This is a genomic window from Azonexus fungiphilus (assembly GCF_003634965.1).
GTDB lineage: Bacteria > Pseudomonadota > Gammaproteobacteria > Burkholderiales > Rhodocyclaceae > Azonexus > Azonexus fungiphilus.
Genome location: NZ_RBXP01000017.1, coordinates 68,721 through 87,029, shown reverse-complemented (window position 1 = coordinate 87,029; position 18,309 = coordinate 68,721). Strand labels below are relative to the sequence as shown.

Below are 18,309 nucleotides of genomic sequence, written 5' to 3'. Positions count from 1 at the left end.
AAGTAGCGGGCAGCCGCCCGGTTGCTAAGGCAGCGCCAGGCCGGCGACGCGGCGGTGGCGGAGCAGCCAGAGGAAGCCGAGCGCGCCGAAGTTCATGGTCAGGGCGTAGACGACGCTGGGGACGGCGAGTTCGGGGCGTTCGAACAGCGAGAGCGCGACGAAGATGCCGAGGCCGGCGTTCTGCAGGCCGCATTCCATGGCGATGGCGATGCTTTCGCGGCGCTGCAGGCGGGCGGCCCAGGCGAGCAGGACGCCGCCGAGCATGGTCAGGAGGTTGAGCAGGACGGTGGCGCCGCCGACCTCGGGCAGGCCGTTGACGATGGTCTCGCGGTGGGCGCCGAAGGTGACGATGACGATGGCGACGAAGAAGCCGGTGGCGATGCGGCTGACGTGGCGTTCACCGCGTTCGCCGATCCAGCCGAGCTTGAGGCGCAGTGTCATGCCGAGCAGGATGGGCAGCGTCGTCACCAGCAGCAGGCCGCCGAGCAGCTTGTCGAGCGGCAGGTCGCCGCTGCTCAGGTGGATTTCGCCGCCACCGCCGGCCTGCCAGCCGAGCACGGTGTTGACGACGAAGGGCAGCGAGAGCAGCGCCAGCAGGCTGCTGGCGACGGTGAGCAGCAGCGACAGCGCGGTGTTGCCGCGCGCCAGGTGGGTGAGGAAGGCCGAACTGACGCCGCCCGGGCAGGCGGCGATGATCATCAGGCCGAGCAGCATGGTCGGCGAGAGGCCGAGGCCGACCCCGACCAGCGCGGCGATCAGCGGCACGAGCACGACCTGGCCGAACATGCCGACGACGACGCCGCGCCAGTTGCCGAGCGCGCTGCGGAAGTCGTCCACGCGCAGCGCCAGGCCGAGCGAGAACATGATGAAGGCGAGCGCCAGGGGCAGGAAGAGGTTTTCGATCATGGTCAGCGGCCGATTATACGGGGCTGCCGCGGCCGGCGATCACTTGAGCAGCGCCGGCGCCGCGGCGTCGAAATCCTGGCGGGTGAACTGCCCCATCTTGCGCTGCACGATCGCGCCGCTGCGGTCGATCAGCAGCGTGAACGGCAGGCCGGTGCTGGCGTTGCCGAGGGTCTGCATCAGCCACAGCGCCTTTTTCTTGTCGACGACGACCGGGTAATTGACGTCGTAGGCGTTGGCGAATTCCTTGACCGCCGCCGGATCGTCCTCGACGGCGATGCCGAGGACGACCAGGCCGCGCCCGCCGAATTCGCCCTGGAGCTTGACCAGCTCGGGGATTTCCTTGCGGCACGGCGGACACCAGCGGGCCCAGAAATTGACGATCAGCGGCTTGCCGCGGAATTTGCCGAGATCGACCGGTTGACCGTCAGTGCCGGTCAGCGTCGCCGCGAACAGCGGCGTCGTGTCGGTGGCGCCGACGGCGAGCGGCAGGCCGAGGCCGAGCACCAGGCCGAGCGCGGCGAGCAGCCGCCGGGCACTCACAGCAGGTCTCCGCGGCGGAACAGGAAGTAACCGAGCGCCGCCGAGCCGAGGCCGAGCGCCGCCGGGTAGGCGAGCGCGAAGAGGCGGAAGCCGTCGGCGCCGAACAGGTCGAGGATGACGTAGGCCGAGGGGCCGAGCACGATCAGTTGCGGGTCGAACATGGCCAGCGCAGCGGTGCGGAAGACCTGCAGCGGATTGACCAGCGCCAGCGTGACCGCGACTTCCGGATCGACGCGGCCCTGGATCATCACGCCGAGCAGGATCAGGTCGAGGAAGAGCAGCAGCACCAGCCAGATCATGAAGGCGGCGCCTTGCGCCATGTCGGTGCTGCGCGCCACCGCCGAGATGAGCATGCCGATGCCGAGGAAGCACAGGCCCATCGCCGCCAGCAGGCCGGTGTAGTAGGCGAACATCGACCATGGCACTTCGATGTCGACGATGCTGGCCCAGATCACGGCGCCGAGCATGGCCAGGAAGACCGGCATGAAGACGACCAGGTAGCGGCCGAGGAACTTGCCCCAGAACCAGGCCTGCAGGGCCACCGGCAGCGACAGCAGGTATTCGAAGACGCCGGCCTCGCGGTCGCCGGCGACCGAGCGGACGGTGGTGATCAGGACGAAGATCGGCAGGATCGCCATGGTCAGCTGGATGTAGGTGACCAGCAGGCGCGACAGGCCGATGAAGCCGAGCACGCGCGATTCGGTCAGGCCGAAGACGAAGAGCAGCGCGACGATGCCGCCGAAGACCAGGGTGTAGATCTGGAACCAGCGCGCGCGCAGGGATTCGACGATGTCGAGTTTGGCGGTCAGCCACAGTTGATTCATGTTATTTGCCCTTGGCCAGCACGTGCTGGCGGGTGTCGGTGAAGTCCAGCGCGCCGGCCAGCGGCGCCGCAACGGCAGCGAAGTTGTAGCCCATCGGCGAACTGCGGGTGACGAACCAGGCGCGCTTCGGCTCGAGCCAGCGCATCTCCTCGCGGCTCTTGCTGTCGTAGTCGGCGACCCAGATGCGGGTGGCGGCGTCGGCCAGCCACGGGTACTGGCCGGTCTTTTCCTTGAGCCAGAAGATCAGGCAGCCGATGTCGTCGAACTTGAACACGGTCTGGTTCGGGCCGCCGCGCAGCTGGGCGGCGAAGCGGCGGTCGGAGATGACCATGTTGCAGCGCACGCAGGTATCGCGGTCCCACTTGATCTCGGCCATGCCCTCGGGCCAGCCGCCTTTCTTGCCGCAACCGGCGAGCAGCGCGGCGAGCGGGGTCAGGAGCAGGCCGCCGGCGCCGAGACGGGCGATGAAATTTCGCCTTTGTTCACGGTCGACCGTCAGATTGCCGCACATTTCAGGCCTCGCGCAGCGACAGGTCGGCGACCAGCGCGGTGTAGCGTGACAGGATGCCGAGGAAGCGCAGGCGGTCCGGGCCGGCGATGCCGCCCTGCCAGACCAGCTGGTCGGCGTCGGGCACCAGCTGCCAGCCTTCGACGGCCTTGGCGAAGGCCGGCTCGAAGCGCTTGAGGACGATGCGGCAGGCGAGCCTGTCGGTCAGCGTCGCGTCGTCGGCAACCTTGTCGTCGATGACGACCTTGCCCAGGTCCATCTCGATGACCCGGTTGACCAGCGACGAGACTTCGTCGAGGCGGTGACTGGAGATGATCATCGTCGCATTCTCCAGACGCTCGGCCAGCAGGTCGAAGAAGATCTTGCGCGCTTCCGGGTCGAGGTTGGCGGCCGGCTCGTCCATGATCAGCAGGCGGGCGTCGCGGCCGAGCGCGATGGCGATCAGCAGCTTCTGCTTCATGCCGCCGGAGAGGCGCACGAACTGGCGGCCGAGGATGCCGTCGACGTCGAGCCCGAGGCGCTTGCCGATGGCGTGGATGCGCGCCGGGTCGGTCCTGCACAGCGCCGCCGAGAAGTCGATCAGCTGCCCGACCGGCATCTTCAGCGGCGGCGGCAGCTGCGGCACGAAGCCGATCCGGCCGAGGACCGCGGTACGGTTGCTGCGCGGATCGAGGCCGTCGATGCGGACCTCGCCCTGGTGGTCGTACTCGCCGAGCAGGCAGCGGATCAGCGTGGTCTTGCCGGCGCCGTTCGAGCCGATCAGCGCGACGCGCTCGCCGATGCCGATCTCGAGATCGATGCCGTTGAGGACGCTGGCGCGGCGAAAGGACTTGCTGAGGTTCTTGAACTGGATCATGGGTTCGATTTTAGGCGGGACGTTCACGGTCCACTTTGAATCTGGATCAAAAATCACAAGAGTTTCGACAGCCCGCGGACCTCGTAGCGCAGCGCCCCGGTCGGGCAGATGTCCACGCAGTAGCCGCAGCGCGTGCAGTCCGGGCCGAGGCCGAGCGTTTCCTCGGCGGCGCGCCCCTTGACGGTGACGTCGAGGACGTGCGGCACGAGGCAGACCTTGCGGCAGTCGCCCTCGTGGAAGCAGTGCTCGACGTGGTAGGTGATCTGCAGCGGCGAGAGTGCCCCGACCGCGCCGTAGGTCAGGCCGATCGGGCAGACGTAGCGGCACCAGGCGCGGCGCGACCAGAAGACTTCGAAGAGCAGCAGCAGGAAGACCCAGCCGAGCGCCAGCCCCGGCCCGTAGATCAGCGCCCGCGACAGGATGCCGGTCGGCGAGAGGGTCTCGAAGACGGTGTAGCCGGTGACCACCGAGAGCAGCGCGAAGAGCAGCCAGAACACCGTGCGCGTGCCGCGGTGGAATTCGTGGTCGGTGACGATCTTGCGGTCGACCAGCCACAAATGCAGTTTTTCCGTCCATTCGGCGAGCAGGTGGTAGGGGCAGACCCAGGAACAGAAGCTGCGCCCGCCGAGCAGCACCCACAGCAGGAAGACCGTGAAGGTGCCGATGAACAGGTTCACGATGATGTGCTTGTGGGCGAGCATCACGTGCAGCGCCGAGTTCAGGTCGATCAGGTGGAAGCCGACGAAGCGCGACGCGGTCAGCGCGCCTTCGAGGATCTGGATGTCGAGCCAGAAGCTGAAGACGAACAGCAGGTTGGTGGCGATCAGCACCGCCCAGCGGCGGTTCCGCCATTTGTGGCTGGTGGCGTGGTGGGCGCGCGCGTGCAGCTTTTCCTTGATGTAGCGATCCTTGTCCTCGTACTTGAGGAACATGATCTTCTGCACCTTCTCGGACACCTTTTCCGGCTTTTTCGGGGCCGCGCCGAGCATGCCCCGGATCAGATCAAGCGTGCGTCCCATCATGCACCTCCCTGCCACGGCGCCCGGCCATCGACGACGATGGCCGCCGTCTCGAGCGGGCAGATCATCTCGCAGACGCCGCAGCCGACGCATTGCTCCTGCACCACCGGGATGAAGCGCCCGTCGCCAGTCGCCTGCAGCGAGATGGCGTCGGCGATCGGACATTCGCTGACGCAGAGGTCGCAGATCTCGCGTTCGTAGGGATGCTCGCGCACCGGGATCGGCGCCCAGCGGTCGACATCGACGTAGCGCATTTCGCCCTTGAACTCCGGGCCGCGCGCCTGCCCCTTGAAACCCTTGCCCTGCACCGCCAGGCAGGATTCCGGACGGGCCAGCCGGGCCAGGCCGAAACGTTCCTTGAGGTTGAGGCGCGGTTCCGGGTCCTTGGCCTTGGCCTTGAGCAGCGGCGCCTGGGCCAGCGGCGCGCCGGGCCGGACGCCGAGGAAATCGGGCTTGTGGTAGGTCAGCGCGCCGGTCGGACAGGCGAGGATGCACTGCACCGCGTCGCAGGAAAAGTCGCAGGCCTGGTCGCGGGCGGCGATGTAGGGAACGCCGATGCCGAAGCCGTCGCCGATGTCGCCGAGCTTGATCGCCGCCACCGGGCAGACCTGGACGCACTGGCCGCACTTGATGCACGAGGCCAGGAAATCCTCCTCGTCGAGCGCCCCGGGCGGCCGCAGGTGCGGCGCCCGGGCGCTGCTCACCGGGATGTAGCCGAGCAGCGAGGCGCCGACGACGCCGACGGTCAACCCCACCGATTGCAGGAATTTGCGCCGCGCCTTCTGCGCCTTCTCGATCGATACCGCCGGCTTGCGCGCGGCTGGCTGCTTGCCTTCCTCGCTCATGACATGGCCTTCCGTTCTGGCTTGTGGAACACCGGCTGCTCGTCGCGCAGGATCAGGTCGGGCGACGAGAACGGCGCCAGGCGTTCGAGGAAATCGAGCAGTTCGAGCACCGGCGAGCTGCGGAAGAAGCGCGCCATGGGCAGCTCGATCCAGATCTGGTCGGCGTAGGAATACAGTTCGTGGACGTTGTCGCCGGTGCCGTCGCCGTTGCGGTCGAAGCCCTGGTAGTCGTCCCAGAAATTGCCCTGCCAGAAATTCTTGGTCGGGTTGTCGCTGCGCCCGCCGTAGCTGACCTGGGTCAGGTTGCCCTCGAACAGGTTGCCGCGCATGTTGTTGCCGCCGGTTTCGCTGTTGAACTGGATGCCGATGCCGTTGTAGGCAAGCCGGTTGTTACGTACCTCGATGGTGCTGTCGGGCTGGAACGGCGACAGGTCGGAACCGATGCCGATGCCGCAGTAGATGATCTCGTTGTTCTCGATCAGCGTGCCCGAGGCTTCCTTGAAGCCGATGCCCATGCCGGTGGCGCCGGTGGCGTGCGAGATCACGTTGTTGGTCGCGGCGCCGCCCTCGGTGTACATGAAATAGACGCCGACGGCGTTGTCGTAGAAGCGGTTGCGGTCGACGACGTTGTCGTTGGCGAACATGAAGTGGATCGAGTAGCGGCTGCGCCGGCCGAGGTTGTCGACAAAATGGTTGCGGTGCGAGTACCAGGCGACCATGTCGCGCGAATCGACGATCTCGTTTCGCTCGATCCGGTTGTCGTGGCTGTACCACAGGCGCAGGCCGTCGCCGCGCACGCCGAGTTCGAGGTTCTTCGAACTGATCCGGTTGCCGCGCACGACGCTCTGGTTGACCTGCTTGAGGTCGATCCCGAACAGGCAGTTGTCGACCACCAGGTCCTCGATCAGGTTGTTGCTGCCGCGCACGTCGAGACAGGAATCGTCGGTGTCGTGCGAATCGCCGGAACCGGTCAGGCGCAGGCCGCGGATCACCGAGTTGCCGGCGTTGAGCATCATCACCGTGCCCTTGTCGCCGGCGTCGATGGTGACCTGGCCGCCGCCGTCGATGGTCAGCGGCTTGTCGATCGTCACCGGACCGGCGTAGGTGCCGGGCGGCGGCTTGAGCACGCTGCCCGGCGGCGCCTGGTCGACCAGTTCCTGGAAAGGCTTGAGGCCGTGGATGCGCGGATCGCGCTCGATCAGCATGAAGGTCGGCTTCGGCCGGTCGATGGTCACGCGCGGGGCGCCGCCCATGTCCGAACCCATCTCGCTGCCGAATTCCTGCCCGCTCTGGCCGAGCGTGGCCGTGCCCAGCAGGGACAGCGCCAGCGCCGTCCGCATCAATCTCGACGAGGTATGCACGGCCTTACTCCTGTTCCGGGTTCTCGCGCAGTTGCTTGCGGCGGATCAGCAGCGCCAGCATCATGCAGACGAAGATCGCCAGCAGCAGGCCGTAGCCCCAGTAAGGATAGGAGTAGGTGGAAAACTGCGCGACCTTGCCCTCGCCGAACACCGTCGGCATGAACGGCTTGACGGTGAAGGCGCCCCAGGGGTGCAGGTTGTGGCCGAAGAACCACAGCCAGGCCGAGTAGGTGATCACGAAGAAGACCGGCAGCAGCGCCGGCACCAGCGCCAGCACGAGCTGGAACGGGCGCAGCAGGGCGACGCCGGCGATGACCACGGCCATCACCGCGACCAGGCCGACGATGACCAGCTTCGAGATGAGCAGGACGTTGTCGCCCCAGGCCTTGATCTTGTCCGGCTCGTTGAAGAAGGTCGCGGTTTCGGTCATGTAGTGGGCGACGTGGGCGTCGAGGCTGCCCATGACGAACTGGTCGACCAGCATCCACGCGGCAACCCCGGCGAAGCCGACGGTCAACACCGCCAGACGGGCCTTTTTCCGGGGCACGGCGAAGGCCAGCAGCATCACCCCGAAGAAGCCGAAGAAGAACTTGGCCAGCGGCTTCTCGACCGGCGCGCCGGAAGCGATCGGGAACATCCCGACGTAGTGGTTGATGGTGTTCATTTCGTGGACGCAGTCGAGACCTTCGGCGCCCTTGTCGACGTTCTTGCTGGCGTCGAGCACCGGGTTCCAGCGCTCGTCGTCGTGCGCCAGGTCCTTCTGGATGATCTCGTTGGCCATCCGCGTGCCCTTGCCGGCCGCCTTGCAGCCGTTGTACACGCCGTCGAAATGGAAATGGATGCGGATGCCGTCGGGGAAGGCATCGGCGGGATAATTCGGGGCCGTCAGCGAGACCCACCAGATCGGGGCGAAATAGGCGACGACCAGGCAGATCAGCGATACCAGGCTGAGCCCGGCGACGATACGGTTCTGTTTCTCCATGAGACTACCCTTCTTCTCTCTTCTGACCCGCGCCAACCGGGTCGATGCCGTCCGCCGGAAAGGCGGACGGCTTGCGCAACAGGCTGATTGTTCAGCTTCTTGTCTGCGTGGTTTTACGGCTTACTTCTTGCCCTTCGGCTTGCACATCGCGCCCGGCATCTTCAGGCTCGACTGGTAGGCGGAAATCGCCACCAGCTGCTCGTTGGTATAGGGCTTGATGACCTTGACCATGTCCGGGTTGGCGTTGCGGCGGTGGCCGTCGCGGATTTCGGTCATCTGGCGCAGCAGGTACTTGTAGTGCTGGCCGGCGATCACCGGGTAGAACTTTTCCTTCTTGCCTTCGCCGTTCTTGCCGTGGCACTCGAGGCACTGCTTCTCGTAGAGCTCCTTGCCCTTGGCGATCTGGGCGGCGGCGTCGGCGCCTTCGTACTGGCCGTGATCGGTCGGGATGCACAGCTTCTCGATGTAGGCGGCGACGTTGGCGAGTTCCTGCGGATCGACCAGTTCCTTGGCGAACGGATACATCGTCGGGTTGTCGCGCAGGCCCATGCGGATGTCGGCCATCTGCTTGATCAGCACGGTGGTGTGCTGGCCGGCCAGCTGCGGGAAGGTGCCGTCGGGACGACCGGCGCCGCTCGGCAGGTGGCAGGCGCCGCAGATTTCATAGCCTTCCTCGCCGTTCTTGGCGACGCCCTTGGCGTCGAGCGCGGCCTTCAGTTCGCCTTCCATCTTCGCCCACTGGTAGTCCTTCGACTCGATCCCGGCGGCGTGCGGCGCCGGCGGGCCGGCAAAGGCGACGGTGGTCGGCAGCAGCATGGCGGCCAGGGCCAGGGTGATTGCTTTCTTGATCATGGTGTTCCCTCTCTCGTTGCGGTGCTGCGACTTACTTCATCGAGGCCAGGTGTTCGGCCAGGATCTTGATCTCGGCATCGCTGACCAGGTGCATGACGCCCTTCATCGCGGCGGCCTGGCCGTTGGCGCGGGCACCGCTCTTGATGTCCTTCATCTGCTGTTCGGCGTAGGCGGCGTTCTGGCCGGCGATCTTCGGGTATTGCGGCGTCAGCGTCTTCTTGCCGTCCTTGCCGTGGCAGGCGACGCAGGTCTTCTCGGCGTACAGCTTGGCGCCTTCTTCGGAGGCGAAGGCACCGCTGGCGGCGATGGCGCCGGCGATCAATACGAGGATTTTTTTCATGGAATTTCCTTTGGATGGTGATGGGGGGCAGTTTCCAGCCAGCCCCCCCTGGTTCGCTTTAAGGCAGATCAAAAGGCCCGATTACTTGACCTTCCTGGCGCCGTTCTGCTCGAGGTAGGTCTTGGCGCGCAGGCCGATGTCGGCTGCCTTGACCTGGTACTGCCAGACCTGCTCGGCCCACAGATTGGCCTGCTCCCAGTCCTTCTGGGCCGCAGCCGCCTCATGCTTCTGCTTGGCGTCCTTGATCTTGTTCAGCTGGTCCGTCGCGTCCTCGACCATCGCCACCACGTCCGGGAAGTCCTTGAAGTTCGTGCTGGTGATATACCCCACCACCGAATCAATCACCGCCTGCGTGTCGGCAACCTTCTTCAGCGTCGCCTTGTAGTCGGTCTCGCTGTAGTTCGCCTTCGCCATCGTCGTCTTCGTCGGCTTCCAGCCCTTCGGCTTGACCAGCAGGTAACCCTGCATCTCAAGGTGCAGCGCCGAGCAGAATTCCGTGCAGTAGTACGGATACACGCCTTCCTTGTCGGCCTTGAACTTCACCGTCACCGTCTTGCCCGGTTCCACCGACGCGTGCGTGTTGTACGTCGACACCGTGAAGCCGTGCGTCTCGTCCTGCGCCCGTTCGAGGTTGGTCAGGTGGATCGTCACTTCGTCGCCAACTTCGGCTTCGATCGTCTCCGGCGTGATGTGCGAACGGATCAGCGTGCCATAGACCGTGATCTTGTTGCCCTTCTTCTCCGTCCGTTCTTCACCCGCACGCACCGCGCCCGGATGCGGCTTGTCGGTGCGGCTGTCGGTGCCGACCTTGTAGCGCACGCCCGGCTTCAGCTTCGAGGCTTCGATCGCGACCACGTAGTGCGGCTCGCCCAGCGGCAGCGGCATGTCGTAGAGCAGCTGCATCTTGTCGTTGGCGATGTCGATCAGCTGGTGGTTCTGCGGGTGCAGCGGGCCGACCGGGTTGAAGCGGTCGATCGACAGCTTGTTCAGTGCCACCAGGTAGCGGCCCTTCGGCGCCACCGAGTCGCCTTCCATCGTCACCAGGTGACCGATGTTGTAGTGCACCGAGATCTTGTCCAGCACCTTGCCTTCGCAGAAGTTCCACTTCGCCACTTGCGAGTCGACGTACAGCGAGGTGTAGGCAACGCAGGTCTTCGCGTCGAACTGCGTGTGCAAGGGGCCCAGGCCCAGCTGCACTTGCGTGTGCAGCGCGTCCTTCATCCCGATCACCGGAATCCCGTACGGGTCCTTCGATTCGAACTTGCCGGCCTTGATCGCCGCCTGGATCTTCTCGAAGCTGTACACCGACACGTGCGTGTCGAGCTTGCCCGAGACGACGATGAACTTGCCGTCCGGCGTCACGTCGGCGCCGTGCGGCGACTTCGGTTCCGGAATCAGGAACAGGATGCCTTCCTTGACCGCAACGTCGATCGGCAGCACGTCGTGGCCGTTGATCTTCTTCGCCTTGCCGGCCGCGACCAGTTCCGCCGCCTTCTTCCAGTTGATCACGTGCAGGTAGTCGGTGTCCTTCGCCGAGCACCCGGCTTCGTACGGCGGACGACCCTTCTCGATGCCGCCGACGTAGCGTTCGGTACAGAACGAGTTGGTGAACGACCACCCGTCCGACGGGCCTTTGCCGGCATCCGACAGATCCTGCGAGTACGGCGGCAACTCGACCGAGAACGACTTCTTCGGGTCGATCCGGCCTTCCTTGCGGTCGAACTTCCAGTAGGTCACGCCACCGCGGTACTTCTCGTTGAATTCTTCCAGCGGGAAGAACTTCTTGTTCTCCAGCGGCGCCGCGTATTGCGCCGCTTCGATCACGTAGTCGGTGTTCGGCGTCACGAAGGCGCCGCCGTGTTCCGACTTGTAGATCGGATTGACCACGATCTGCTTGGTCTCGAAGTCGCGCAGGTCAATCACCGCCAGGCGCGGGTTGGCCTTGTCGTTGATGAACAGGAACTGCCCGTCGTACTGGCCGTTGGTTTCCGAGATCGCCGGGTGGTGCGTGTCGCCCCAGGTGATTTCCTTGCCGTCGATCCAGCCCTGCTTCAACACCGCCTTCGAGTTCTCGTCGAAACCGTAGCCTTGCCAGGGTTCCGGCGTGAATACACCGATGTACTTCAGGATGCGCATCGACGGAATGCCGTACACGATCACCTGACCCGACTGCCCGCCCGAACTGAACGCCAGGAATTCATCCCGCTTGCCCGTCGGCACGTAGGTCTTCGCCGCCGCCAGCAGATCCTGCTGGCTTAGCCCCCGACGCTTCAGAACGTCCTGCAGCGATTCCGCCGAAAAGGCCGAACCCGCCGCCCCAAGACCAAGACCCGCCGCCAGCAGCAGCACGCCCGACTTGATCGCAAATGTCCTCATTGCATTTCTCCCAAGAATTTCCGGATTGCCCCAATCGCCCATCCCCCCTTCCACAAGAGGACTGCGGCAATTTGTCGCAATTCTGCGCGGATCGACCTTGCGTCATAACGTGACGAATGCCGATAAAGCCCATGGGAGAAGGGATTACGCCTTCCCGGAATATTCCTAGGCGTCGCTTTCGACGAGCCGGTTCTCGACCGCGTAGCGGACCAGTTCGGCGGTGTTGGCGAGGTCCATCTTGGCCTGGATGCTGGCCTTGTGCGTGCTCACCGTCTTGACGCTGAGGTTGAGGTGGCGGCCGATCTCGGAGACGCCCATGCCCTGGACGATGAGCAGGAAGACCTGATGCTCGCGGTCGGTCAGGCGGTTGTGCGGCAGTTCGGCGTGGCGCCCCTGGAGGATGTCCATGGTCAGCCGCTCGGCGACGTTCTGGTTGATGAACAGGCCGCCGCCATGGACCTTGCGGATGGCTTCGGCAAGGAAGGCCTCGGCGTTGTCCTTGCACAGGTAGCCGGCAGCGCCGGCCTTGAGCGCGCGGACGGCGTAGATGTCTTCCTTGTGCATGCTCAGGATCAGGATCGGCAGGCGGGGGAATTCGCTGCGGATCTGCTTGATCAGCTCGATGCCGTTGCGCCCGGGCATCGTCAGGTCGAGCACCAGGGTGTCCCAGTGTTCCTTGCGCAGCATGGCGACGGCCTCGATGCCGTTGCTCGCCTCGCCGCCGACGACGATGTCCGGCGACTCGGCCAGGATGTGGCGCAGGCCGACGCGCAGGATGTCGTGGTCGTCGGCAATCAGGATGCGGATCATGCGGTTTCTCCGGTGGTCATCGGCAGGCTGACGACGACTGTCGTCCCGGCGCTGCCGTCGATGGTGATCTCTCCGCCCAGCATCAGCACGCGCTCGCGCATGCCGAGCAGGCCGAAGCCCTGGCGCGGCGATTCGGCGTCGAAACCGCAGCCGTCGTCGCGGACACTGATGCGCAGGCGGTCGCCGGCGGCGCTCAGGTCGATGTCGACCCGGCGCGCGGCGGCGTGCCGGGCAACGTTGGTGAGCGCTTCCTGGACGACCCGGAAGGCGGTGATCGCGCCCTTGTCGGGCAGCGCGTATTCGTCGCGGTCGGCGCTGAAATGGCAGGCGATGCCGGAGCGTTCGCCGAACTGGCCGGCCAGGTGCTCGAGCGCGGCGCACAGCCCGAGCACGTCGAGCATGCCCGGGCGCAGGCCTTCGGAAATCCGGCGCAGCGCGTGCACGGTGTTGTCGACCAGCGCGTGCGCGGCATCGGCGCGCTCGACGACGGCGCTGCCGAGCGGCGCGCAGTGCTTGCGCAGCCAGCCGACGTCGATGCGCAGCGCGGTCAGCGCCTGGCCGAGCTCGTCGTGCAGCTCGCGGGCGATGCTGGTGCGCTCGTCCTCGCGCACGCTCTGCAGGAAGGCGGTCAGTTCCTGCAGGCGCTGGCGCTTCTCGCGCAGCTGGCGGGCGGATACCCGCAACTGTTCGGTACGCTGCTCGACCTGCTCCTCGAGCCGGGTCTGCAGCCGGTAGAGCTGGACATGGGTGCGCACCCGGGCGAGCACTTCCTCGGGCTGGAACGGCTTGCCGATGTAATCGACGGCGCCGAGCGCGAAGCCGCGCACCTTGTCGCCGGTCTCGCGCAGCGCCGAGAGGAAGATCACCGGCACGTCGCGGGTCGCCGCCTCGGCCTTGAGGTGCTGGCACAACTCGTAGCCGTCCATGCCGGGCATGCGCACGTCGAGCAGGATCAGCTCGGGCGGGCGTGCCCTGGCCGAGCGCAGCGCCATGCGCGCTTCGCTGGCGACGCGGACGACGTAGCCGGCGCCGGTGAGCAGGTCGTTGAGCAGCTGCAGCGAGCCCGGGGTGTCGTCGACGATCAGGATTTCGGCCGGGCGCAGCGCGCTGGCGGGGGTGTCGGGCAGGGTTTCGAGGAGATCGGTCATGGTTCGTTTCCGGTGATGCCGAGCCAGTCCCACAGCGCCGGGTAGTCGCGGGTGCGGGCGACGGCGTCGAGGCAGGCGGCAAGTTCGGGCTGGCGGCTGGCAATGGCGGCGATGGCGCGGCCGATCTCGGCCGGGTTGAGCGCGATCGCCGCCTGTTCGAGCGCCTGGCGCTCGGCGGCGGTGAGCTGGTCGACGCTGACGGTCGACAGCCCGATTTCGTCAAAAACCGGCGTCCGGCGCGGCGCTTCGGCCAGCGCCAGGTCGAGCCGGCGGGCGAGCAGCGCGTACAGCTCGCCGTCGGCCAGCGGCTTGCTCAGGAAGCCGTCGGCGCCGGCGGCCAGCGCCGCGTTGCGGGTTTCGGCGAGGGCGTGGGCGGTCAGCATGATCACCGCCGGACCACCGGCCGCCTTGATCTCGCGCAGCAGGCCGAGGCCTTCGCCGTCCGGCAGGTACCAGTCGAGGATGACCACGTCGGCCGGCCGGGCGGCGAGTGCGGCGCGCGCCGTGGCCAGGTCGGCGGCCTCGTCGACGATGAAGCCGAGCGGCTCGAGCATCGCCGCCAGCAGCCGCCGGCTGTCGTCGCTGTCGTCGACGAGCAGGACCCGGCGCGGCGCCGCCAGGCGGGCCAGGCGCACCGGCCGCGCCTTGCCGGCGCCGTCGGGGGCGATCACCACCGGCACCGGGATGGCGAAGGCGAACTCGGCGCCCTCGCCCGGCGCCGAACGCACCGTCAGTTCGCCGCCAAGCAGCTGCACGTAGCGCCGGCTGATGGTCAGGCCGAGGCCGGTACCGCCCTGGTGCGCCGAGCCGACCTGCTCGAACGACGAGAAGATGCGCGCCTGGTCCTCGGCGCTGATGCCGATGCCGCTGTCGCGCACCGAGAATTCCAGGCGCACGCGCTCGCTGTCGAGCGGCCGGGCAAGGACACGGACGACGACTTCGCCGGCCGGCGTGAACTTGACGGCATTCGACAGCAGGTTGAGCAGCACCTGCCGCAGCATGCCCGGATCGAGCTGGACCAGCGCCGGCAGGCCGGCGCTTTCCAGGCGCAGGTCGAGCCCGCCTTCGTCGGCGCGCAGGCTCATCATCTCGACGACCTGGCCGAGCAGCTCGGGCAGGTCGACTTCCTCGGGACGCATCTCCATCTTGCCGGACTCGATCTTCGACAGCTCGAGGACGTCGTTGATCAGCGTCAGCAGGTGCTCGCCGGAGTGGCTGATGATGCGCAGATTGTCCTGGCGCGCCGGCGACAACCCTGGGTCGGCGGCCATCAGCCGGGAAAAGCCGATCACCGCGTTGAGCGGGGTGCGCAGCTCGTGGCTCATGTTGGCGAGGAAGATCGACTTGCTGCGGTTGGCCGCCTCGGCGGCGTCGCGCGCCTCGGTCAGCTCGCCGGTGCGGCGGCGCACCAGTTCCTCGAGCTGCTCGCGGTAGGCGGCCAGCTCGTCCTCGTTCTTCTTGCGCTGGGTGATGTCGGAGAAGATCGAGATGTAGCGCCGGATGCGCCCGTCCGGCCCGCGCAGGGCCTGGATCGAGAGGTCTTCCGGGAAGACTTCGCCGTTCTTGCGGCGGTTCCAGATCTCGCCGCGCCAGTGGCCGGCGTCGCGCAGCTGCGCCCACAGCTGCTGGTAGAAATCGATCGCATGGAGGCCCGACTTGAGCAGGCGCGGATTGCGCCCGATCACCTCGTCGCGGGCGTAGCCGGAAATCCGGCAAAAAGCGTCGTTGACCCAGAGAATGTCGCCGGCGGCGTCGGTGATCACCGCGCCCTCGGCCATCGCCGCGAAGGCGGCCTCGTTCTCGCGGCGCATCTGGTCCTGGCGCTGCTGCTCGGCGGCGCGGCGGACGAAGACGCGGTGCAGCAGGATGATCGTCGCCAGCCCGAGCAGCCAGATCGCCGCGTGCCAGTACTGGATCGTCCGCCAGGTCGGTTCCTGGGCGGTGCGGTAGGTGTTCAGGTCGATCGACACGGTCGCCCCGCCACGCAGGCCGCCGACCGGGACCAGCGTGTCGCGGTGGCATTCGAGGCATTCCTTTTCCATGCGCATCGGGATCATCGCCCGCATCAGGCCGTGGCCGCCCTTCTTCGGCAGCGACTGGGTGACGATGCCGGCGCCGCGGCCGAGTTGTTCGAGCGCCTGCTTTTCCCATTCGTCGGGCGCGTTGTCGGGATTGCGCAGCTGCTTCGAGGTGAGCCGCTCGCGCGAGCCGAATTCCTGGTTGGTCATGCCCTGGATCGCCAGCAGCAGGTGCATCGGCGTCACCGTCACCAGCGTGAACTGTTCGCCGGTGTAGCGCACGGCGGTGACGCGCTCTTCCTGTTCGAGCGAATTGACCGGCGGCACGCGCGTCTCGCGGATGAAGACGCCTTCGACGGTGGACGCCCACTTGCGGATCGCCATGTCCTTCTTCAGGTTGGCGACGGCGTCGATGCGCGCCAGTTCGGCGGCGGTGCGGTTGAGTTGTTCGCGCTGCGTGAGCAGCGACAGCATGACCAGCACCGACCACACGGCGAGCGCCAGCAAGGTGCCACGCCAGCCGGTGAAGGGAAGGAAGTCGCGCTGCAGGAATTTCATCGTTGACGGTCGACCGCGGCAAAAGGCAAAAAAGGGGCAAGATTTCTCCTGCCCCTTGTACCTTGCCGTTCGGGTCGCTTACTTGACCTTCCTGGCGCCGTTCTGCTCGAGGTAGGTCTTGGCGCGCAGGCCGATGTCGGCTGCCTTGACCTGGTACTGCCAGACCTGCTCGGCCCACAGATTGGCCTGCTCCCAGTCCTTCTGGGCCGCAGCCGCCTCATGCTTCTGCTTGGCGTCCTTGATCTTGTTCAGCTGGTCCGTCGCGTCCTCGACCATCGCCACCACGTCCGGGAAGTCCTTGAAGTTCGTGCTGGTGATATACCCCACCACCGAATCAATCACCGCCTGCGTGTCGGCAACCTTCTTCAGCGTCGCCTTGTAGTCGGTCTCGCTGTAGTTCGCCTTCGCCATCGTCGTCTTCGTCGGCTTCCAGCCCTTCGGCTTGACCAGCAGGTAACCCTGCATCTCAAGGTGCAGCGCCGAGCAGAATTCCGTGCAGTAGTACGGATACACGCCTTCCTTGTCGGCCTTGAACTTCACCGTCACCGTCTTGCCCGGTTCCACCGACGCGTGCGTGTTGTACGTCGACACCGTGAAGCCGTGCGTCTCGTCCTGCGCCCGTTCGAGGTTGGTCAGGTGGATCGTCACTTCGTCGCCAACTTCGGCTTCGATCGTCTCCGGCGTGATGTGCGAACGGATCAGCGTGCCATAGACCGTGATCTTGTTGCCCTTCTTCTCCGTCCGTTCTTCACCCGCACGCACCGCGCCCGGATGCGGCTTGTCGGTGCGGCTGTCGGTGCCGACCTTGTAGCGCACGCCCGGCTTCAGCTTCGAGGCTTCGATCGCGACCACGTAGTGCGGCTCGCCCAGCGGCAGCGGCATGTCGTAGAGCAGCTGCATCTTGTCGTTGGCGATGTCGATCAGCTGGTGGTTCTGCGGGTGCAGCGGGCCGACCGGGTTGAAGCGGTCGATCGACAGCTTGTTCAGTGCCACCAGGTAGCGGCCCTTCGGCGCCACCGAGTCGCCTTCCATCGTCACCAGGTGACCGATGTTGTAGTGCACCGAGATCTTGTCCAGCACCTTGCCTTCGCAGAAGTTCCACTTCGCCACTTGCGAGTCGACGTACAGCGAGGTGTAGGCAACGCAGGTCTTCGCGTCGAACTGCGTGTGCAAGGGGCCCAGGCCCAGCTGCACTTGCGTGTGCAGCGCGTCCTTCATCCCGATCACCGGAATCCCGTACGGGTCCTTCGATTCGAACTTGCCGGCCTTGATCGCCGCCTGGATCTTCTCGAAGCTGTACACCGACACGTGCGTGTCGAGCTTGCCCGAGACGACGATGAACTTGCCGTCCGGCGTCACGTCGGCGCCGTGCGGCGACTTCGGTTCCGGAATCAGGAACAGGATGCCTTCCTTGACCGCAACGTCGATCGGCAGCACGTCGTGGCCGTTGATCTTCTTCGCCTTGCCGGCCGCGACCAGTTCCGCCGCCTTCTTCCAGTTGATCACGTGCAGGTAGTCGGTGTCCTTCGCCGAGCACCCGGCTTCGTACGGCGGACGACCCTTCTCGATGCCGCCGACGTAGCGTTCGGTACAGAACGAGTTGGTGAACGACCACCCGTCCGACGGGCCTTTGCCGGCATCCGACAGATCCTGCGAGTACGGCGGCAACTCGACCGAGAACGACTTCTTCGGGTCGATCCGGCCTTCCTTGCGGTCGAACTTCCAGTAGGTCACGCCACCGCGGTACTTCTCGTTGAATTCTTCCAGCGGGAAGAACTTCTTGTTCTCCAGCGGCGCCGCGTATTGCGCCGCTTCGATCACGTAGTCGGTGTTCGGCGTCACGAAGGCGCCGCCGTGTTCCGACTTGTAGATCGGATTGACCACGATCTGCTTGGTCTCGAAGTCGCGCAGGTCAATCACCGCCAGGCGCGGGTTGGCCTTGTCGTTGATGAACAGGAACTGCCCGTCGTACTGGCCGTTGGTTTCCGAGATCGCCGGGTGGTGCGTGTCGCCCCAGGTGATTTCCTTGCCGTCGATCCAGCCCTGCTTCAACACCGCCTTCGAGTTCTCGTCGAAACCGTAGCCTTGCCAGGGTTCCGGCGTGAACACGCCGATGTACTTCAGGATGCGCATCGACGGAATGCCGTACACGATCACCTGACCCGACTGCCCGCCCGAACTGAACGCCAGGAATTCATCCCGCTTGCCCGTCGGCACGTAGGTCTTCGCCGCCGCCAGCAGGTCCTGCTGGCTCAGCCCCCGACGCTTCAGAACGTCCTGCAGCGATTCCGCCGAAAAGGCCGAACCCGCCGCCCCAAGACCAAGACCCGCCGCCAGCAGCAGCACGCCCGACTTGATCGCAAATC

Annotated in this window: 16 protein-coding genes; all 16 read right to left on the bottom strand. The window is 66.0% G+C overall.

Annotated features, from left to right (window positions below; genetic code table 11):
- Positions 1-24: 24 nt before the first annotated feature.
- Entirely contained in the window at positions 25-906 is an 882-nt protein-coding gene (locus DFR40_RS13015) for a bile acid:sodium symporter family protein (protein WP_121458940.1), read from the bottom strand.
- Between the two features lie 39 nt (positions 907-945).
- The gene (locus DFR40_RS13010; protein WP_245985686.1) at positions 946-1,446 is read right to left on the bottom strand and encodes a TlpA family protein disulfide reductase; all 501 of its coding nucleotides are present in this window, start codon (positions 1,444-1,446) and stop codon (positions 946-948) included.
- Positions 1,443-2,270, bottom strand: coding sequence for an ABC transporter permease (locus DFR40_RS13005; protein WP_121458939.1), 828 nt, complete (start codon positions 2,268-2,270; stop codon positions 1,443-1,445). Before DFR40_RS13005 ends, DFR40_RS13010 begins: the two co-directional genes overlap by 4 nt.
- A 1-nt stretch (position 2,271) precedes the next feature.
- Positions 2,272-2,781 (bottom strand): nitrous oxide reductase accessory protein NosL, encoded by a 510-nt coding sequence (locus DFR40_RS13000; RefSeq protein ID WP_121458938.1) that lies wholly within the window; start codon positions 2,779-2,781, stop codon positions 2,272-2,274.
- 1 nt (position 2,782) lies between these two features.
- On the bottom strand, positions 2,783-3,634 hold the full coding sequence (locus DFR40_RS12995; RefSeq protein WP_121458937.1) for an ABC transporter ATP-binding protein: 852 nt from the start codon (positions 3,632-3,634) through the stop codon (positions 2,783-2,785).
- A 53-nt stretch (positions 3,635-3,687) separates the two neighbouring features.
- On the bottom strand, positions 3,688-4,653 hold the full coding sequence (locus DFR40_RS12990) for a NapH/MauN family ferredoxin-type protein (protein WP_211329802.1): 966 nt from the start codon (positions 4,651-4,653) through the stop codon (positions 3,688-3,690).
- Positions 4,653-5,498, bottom strand: coding sequence for a 4Fe-4S dicluster domain-containing protein (locus DFR40_RS12985; RefSeq protein WP_121458935.1), 846 nt, complete (start codon positions 5,496-5,498; stop codon positions 4,653-4,655). Before DFR40_RS12985 ends, DFR40_RS12990 begins: the two co-directional genes overlap by 1 nt.
- Positions 5,495-6,859: a nitrous oxide reductase family maturation protein NosD gene (nosD, locus tag DFR40_RS12980; protein ID WP_245985685.1), complete on the bottom strand. Its 1,365-nt coding sequence runs from the start codon at positions 6,857-6,859 to the stop codon at positions 5,495-5,497. Before nosD ends, DFR40_RS12985 begins: the two co-directional genes overlap by 4 nt.
- Positions 6,860-6,863: 4 nt before the next feature.
- Entirely contained in the window at positions 6,864-7,841 is a 978-nt protein-coding gene (locus DFR40_RS12975; protein WP_121458933.1) for a hypothetical protein, read from the bottom strand.
- Positions 7,842-7,961: 120 nt separating this feature from the next.
- Entirely contained in the window at positions 7,962-8,693 is a 732-nt protein-coding gene (locus tag DFR40_RS12970; RefSeq protein ID WP_121458932.1) for a c-type cytochrome, read from the bottom strand.
- 31 nt (positions 8,694-8,724) lie between these two features.
- A complete protein-coding gene (locus DFR40_RS12965; RefSeq protein WP_173581249.1) occupies positions 8,725-9,033 on the bottom strand; it encodes a c-type cytochrome in 309 nt (102 codons plus the stop codon).
- An 81-nt stretch (positions 9,034-9,114) separates the two neighbouring features.
- Complete coding sequence (gene nosZ / locus DFR40_RS12960) at positions 9,115-11,409, bottom strand: Sec-dependent nitrous-oxide reductase (RefSeq protein WP_121458931.1); 2,295 nt, start codon at positions 11,407-11,409, stop codon at positions 9,115-9,117.
- Positions 11,410-11,574: 165 nt separating this feature from the next.
- Positions 11,575-12,219 carry a response regulator gene (locus DFR40_RS12955; RefSeq protein ID WP_121458930.1) on the bottom strand — a complete coding sequence of 215 codons (645 nt, stop codon included), beginning with the start codon at positions 12,217-12,219 and terminating at the stop codon, positions 11,575-11,577.
- Positions 12,216-13,367, bottom strand: a complete 1,152-nt coding sequence (locus DFR40_RS12950) for an ATP-binding response regulator (RefSeq protein ID WP_211329801.1) — start codon at positions 13,365-13,367, stop codon at positions 12,216-12,218. The genes DFR40_RS12955 and DFR40_RS12950 overlap by 4 nt, the downstream gene beginning before the upstream one ends.
- Positions 13,364-15,943, bottom strand: coding sequence for an ATP-binding protein (locus DFR40_RS12945; RefSeq protein ID WP_121458929.1), 2,580 nt, complete (start codon positions 15,941-15,943; stop codon positions 13,364-13,366). The genes DFR40_RS12950 and DFR40_RS12945 overlap by 4 nt, the downstream gene beginning before the upstream one ends.
- A 78-nt stretch (positions 15,944-16,021) precedes the next feature.
- On the bottom strand, positions 16,022-18,301 hold the full coding sequence (gene nosZ, locus DFR40_RS12940) for a Sec-dependent nitrous-oxide reductase (RefSeq protein WP_121459062.1): 2,280 nt from the start codon (positions 18,299-18,301) through the stop codon (positions 16,022-16,024).
- Between the last annotated feature and the right edge of the window lie 8 nt (positions 18,302-18,309).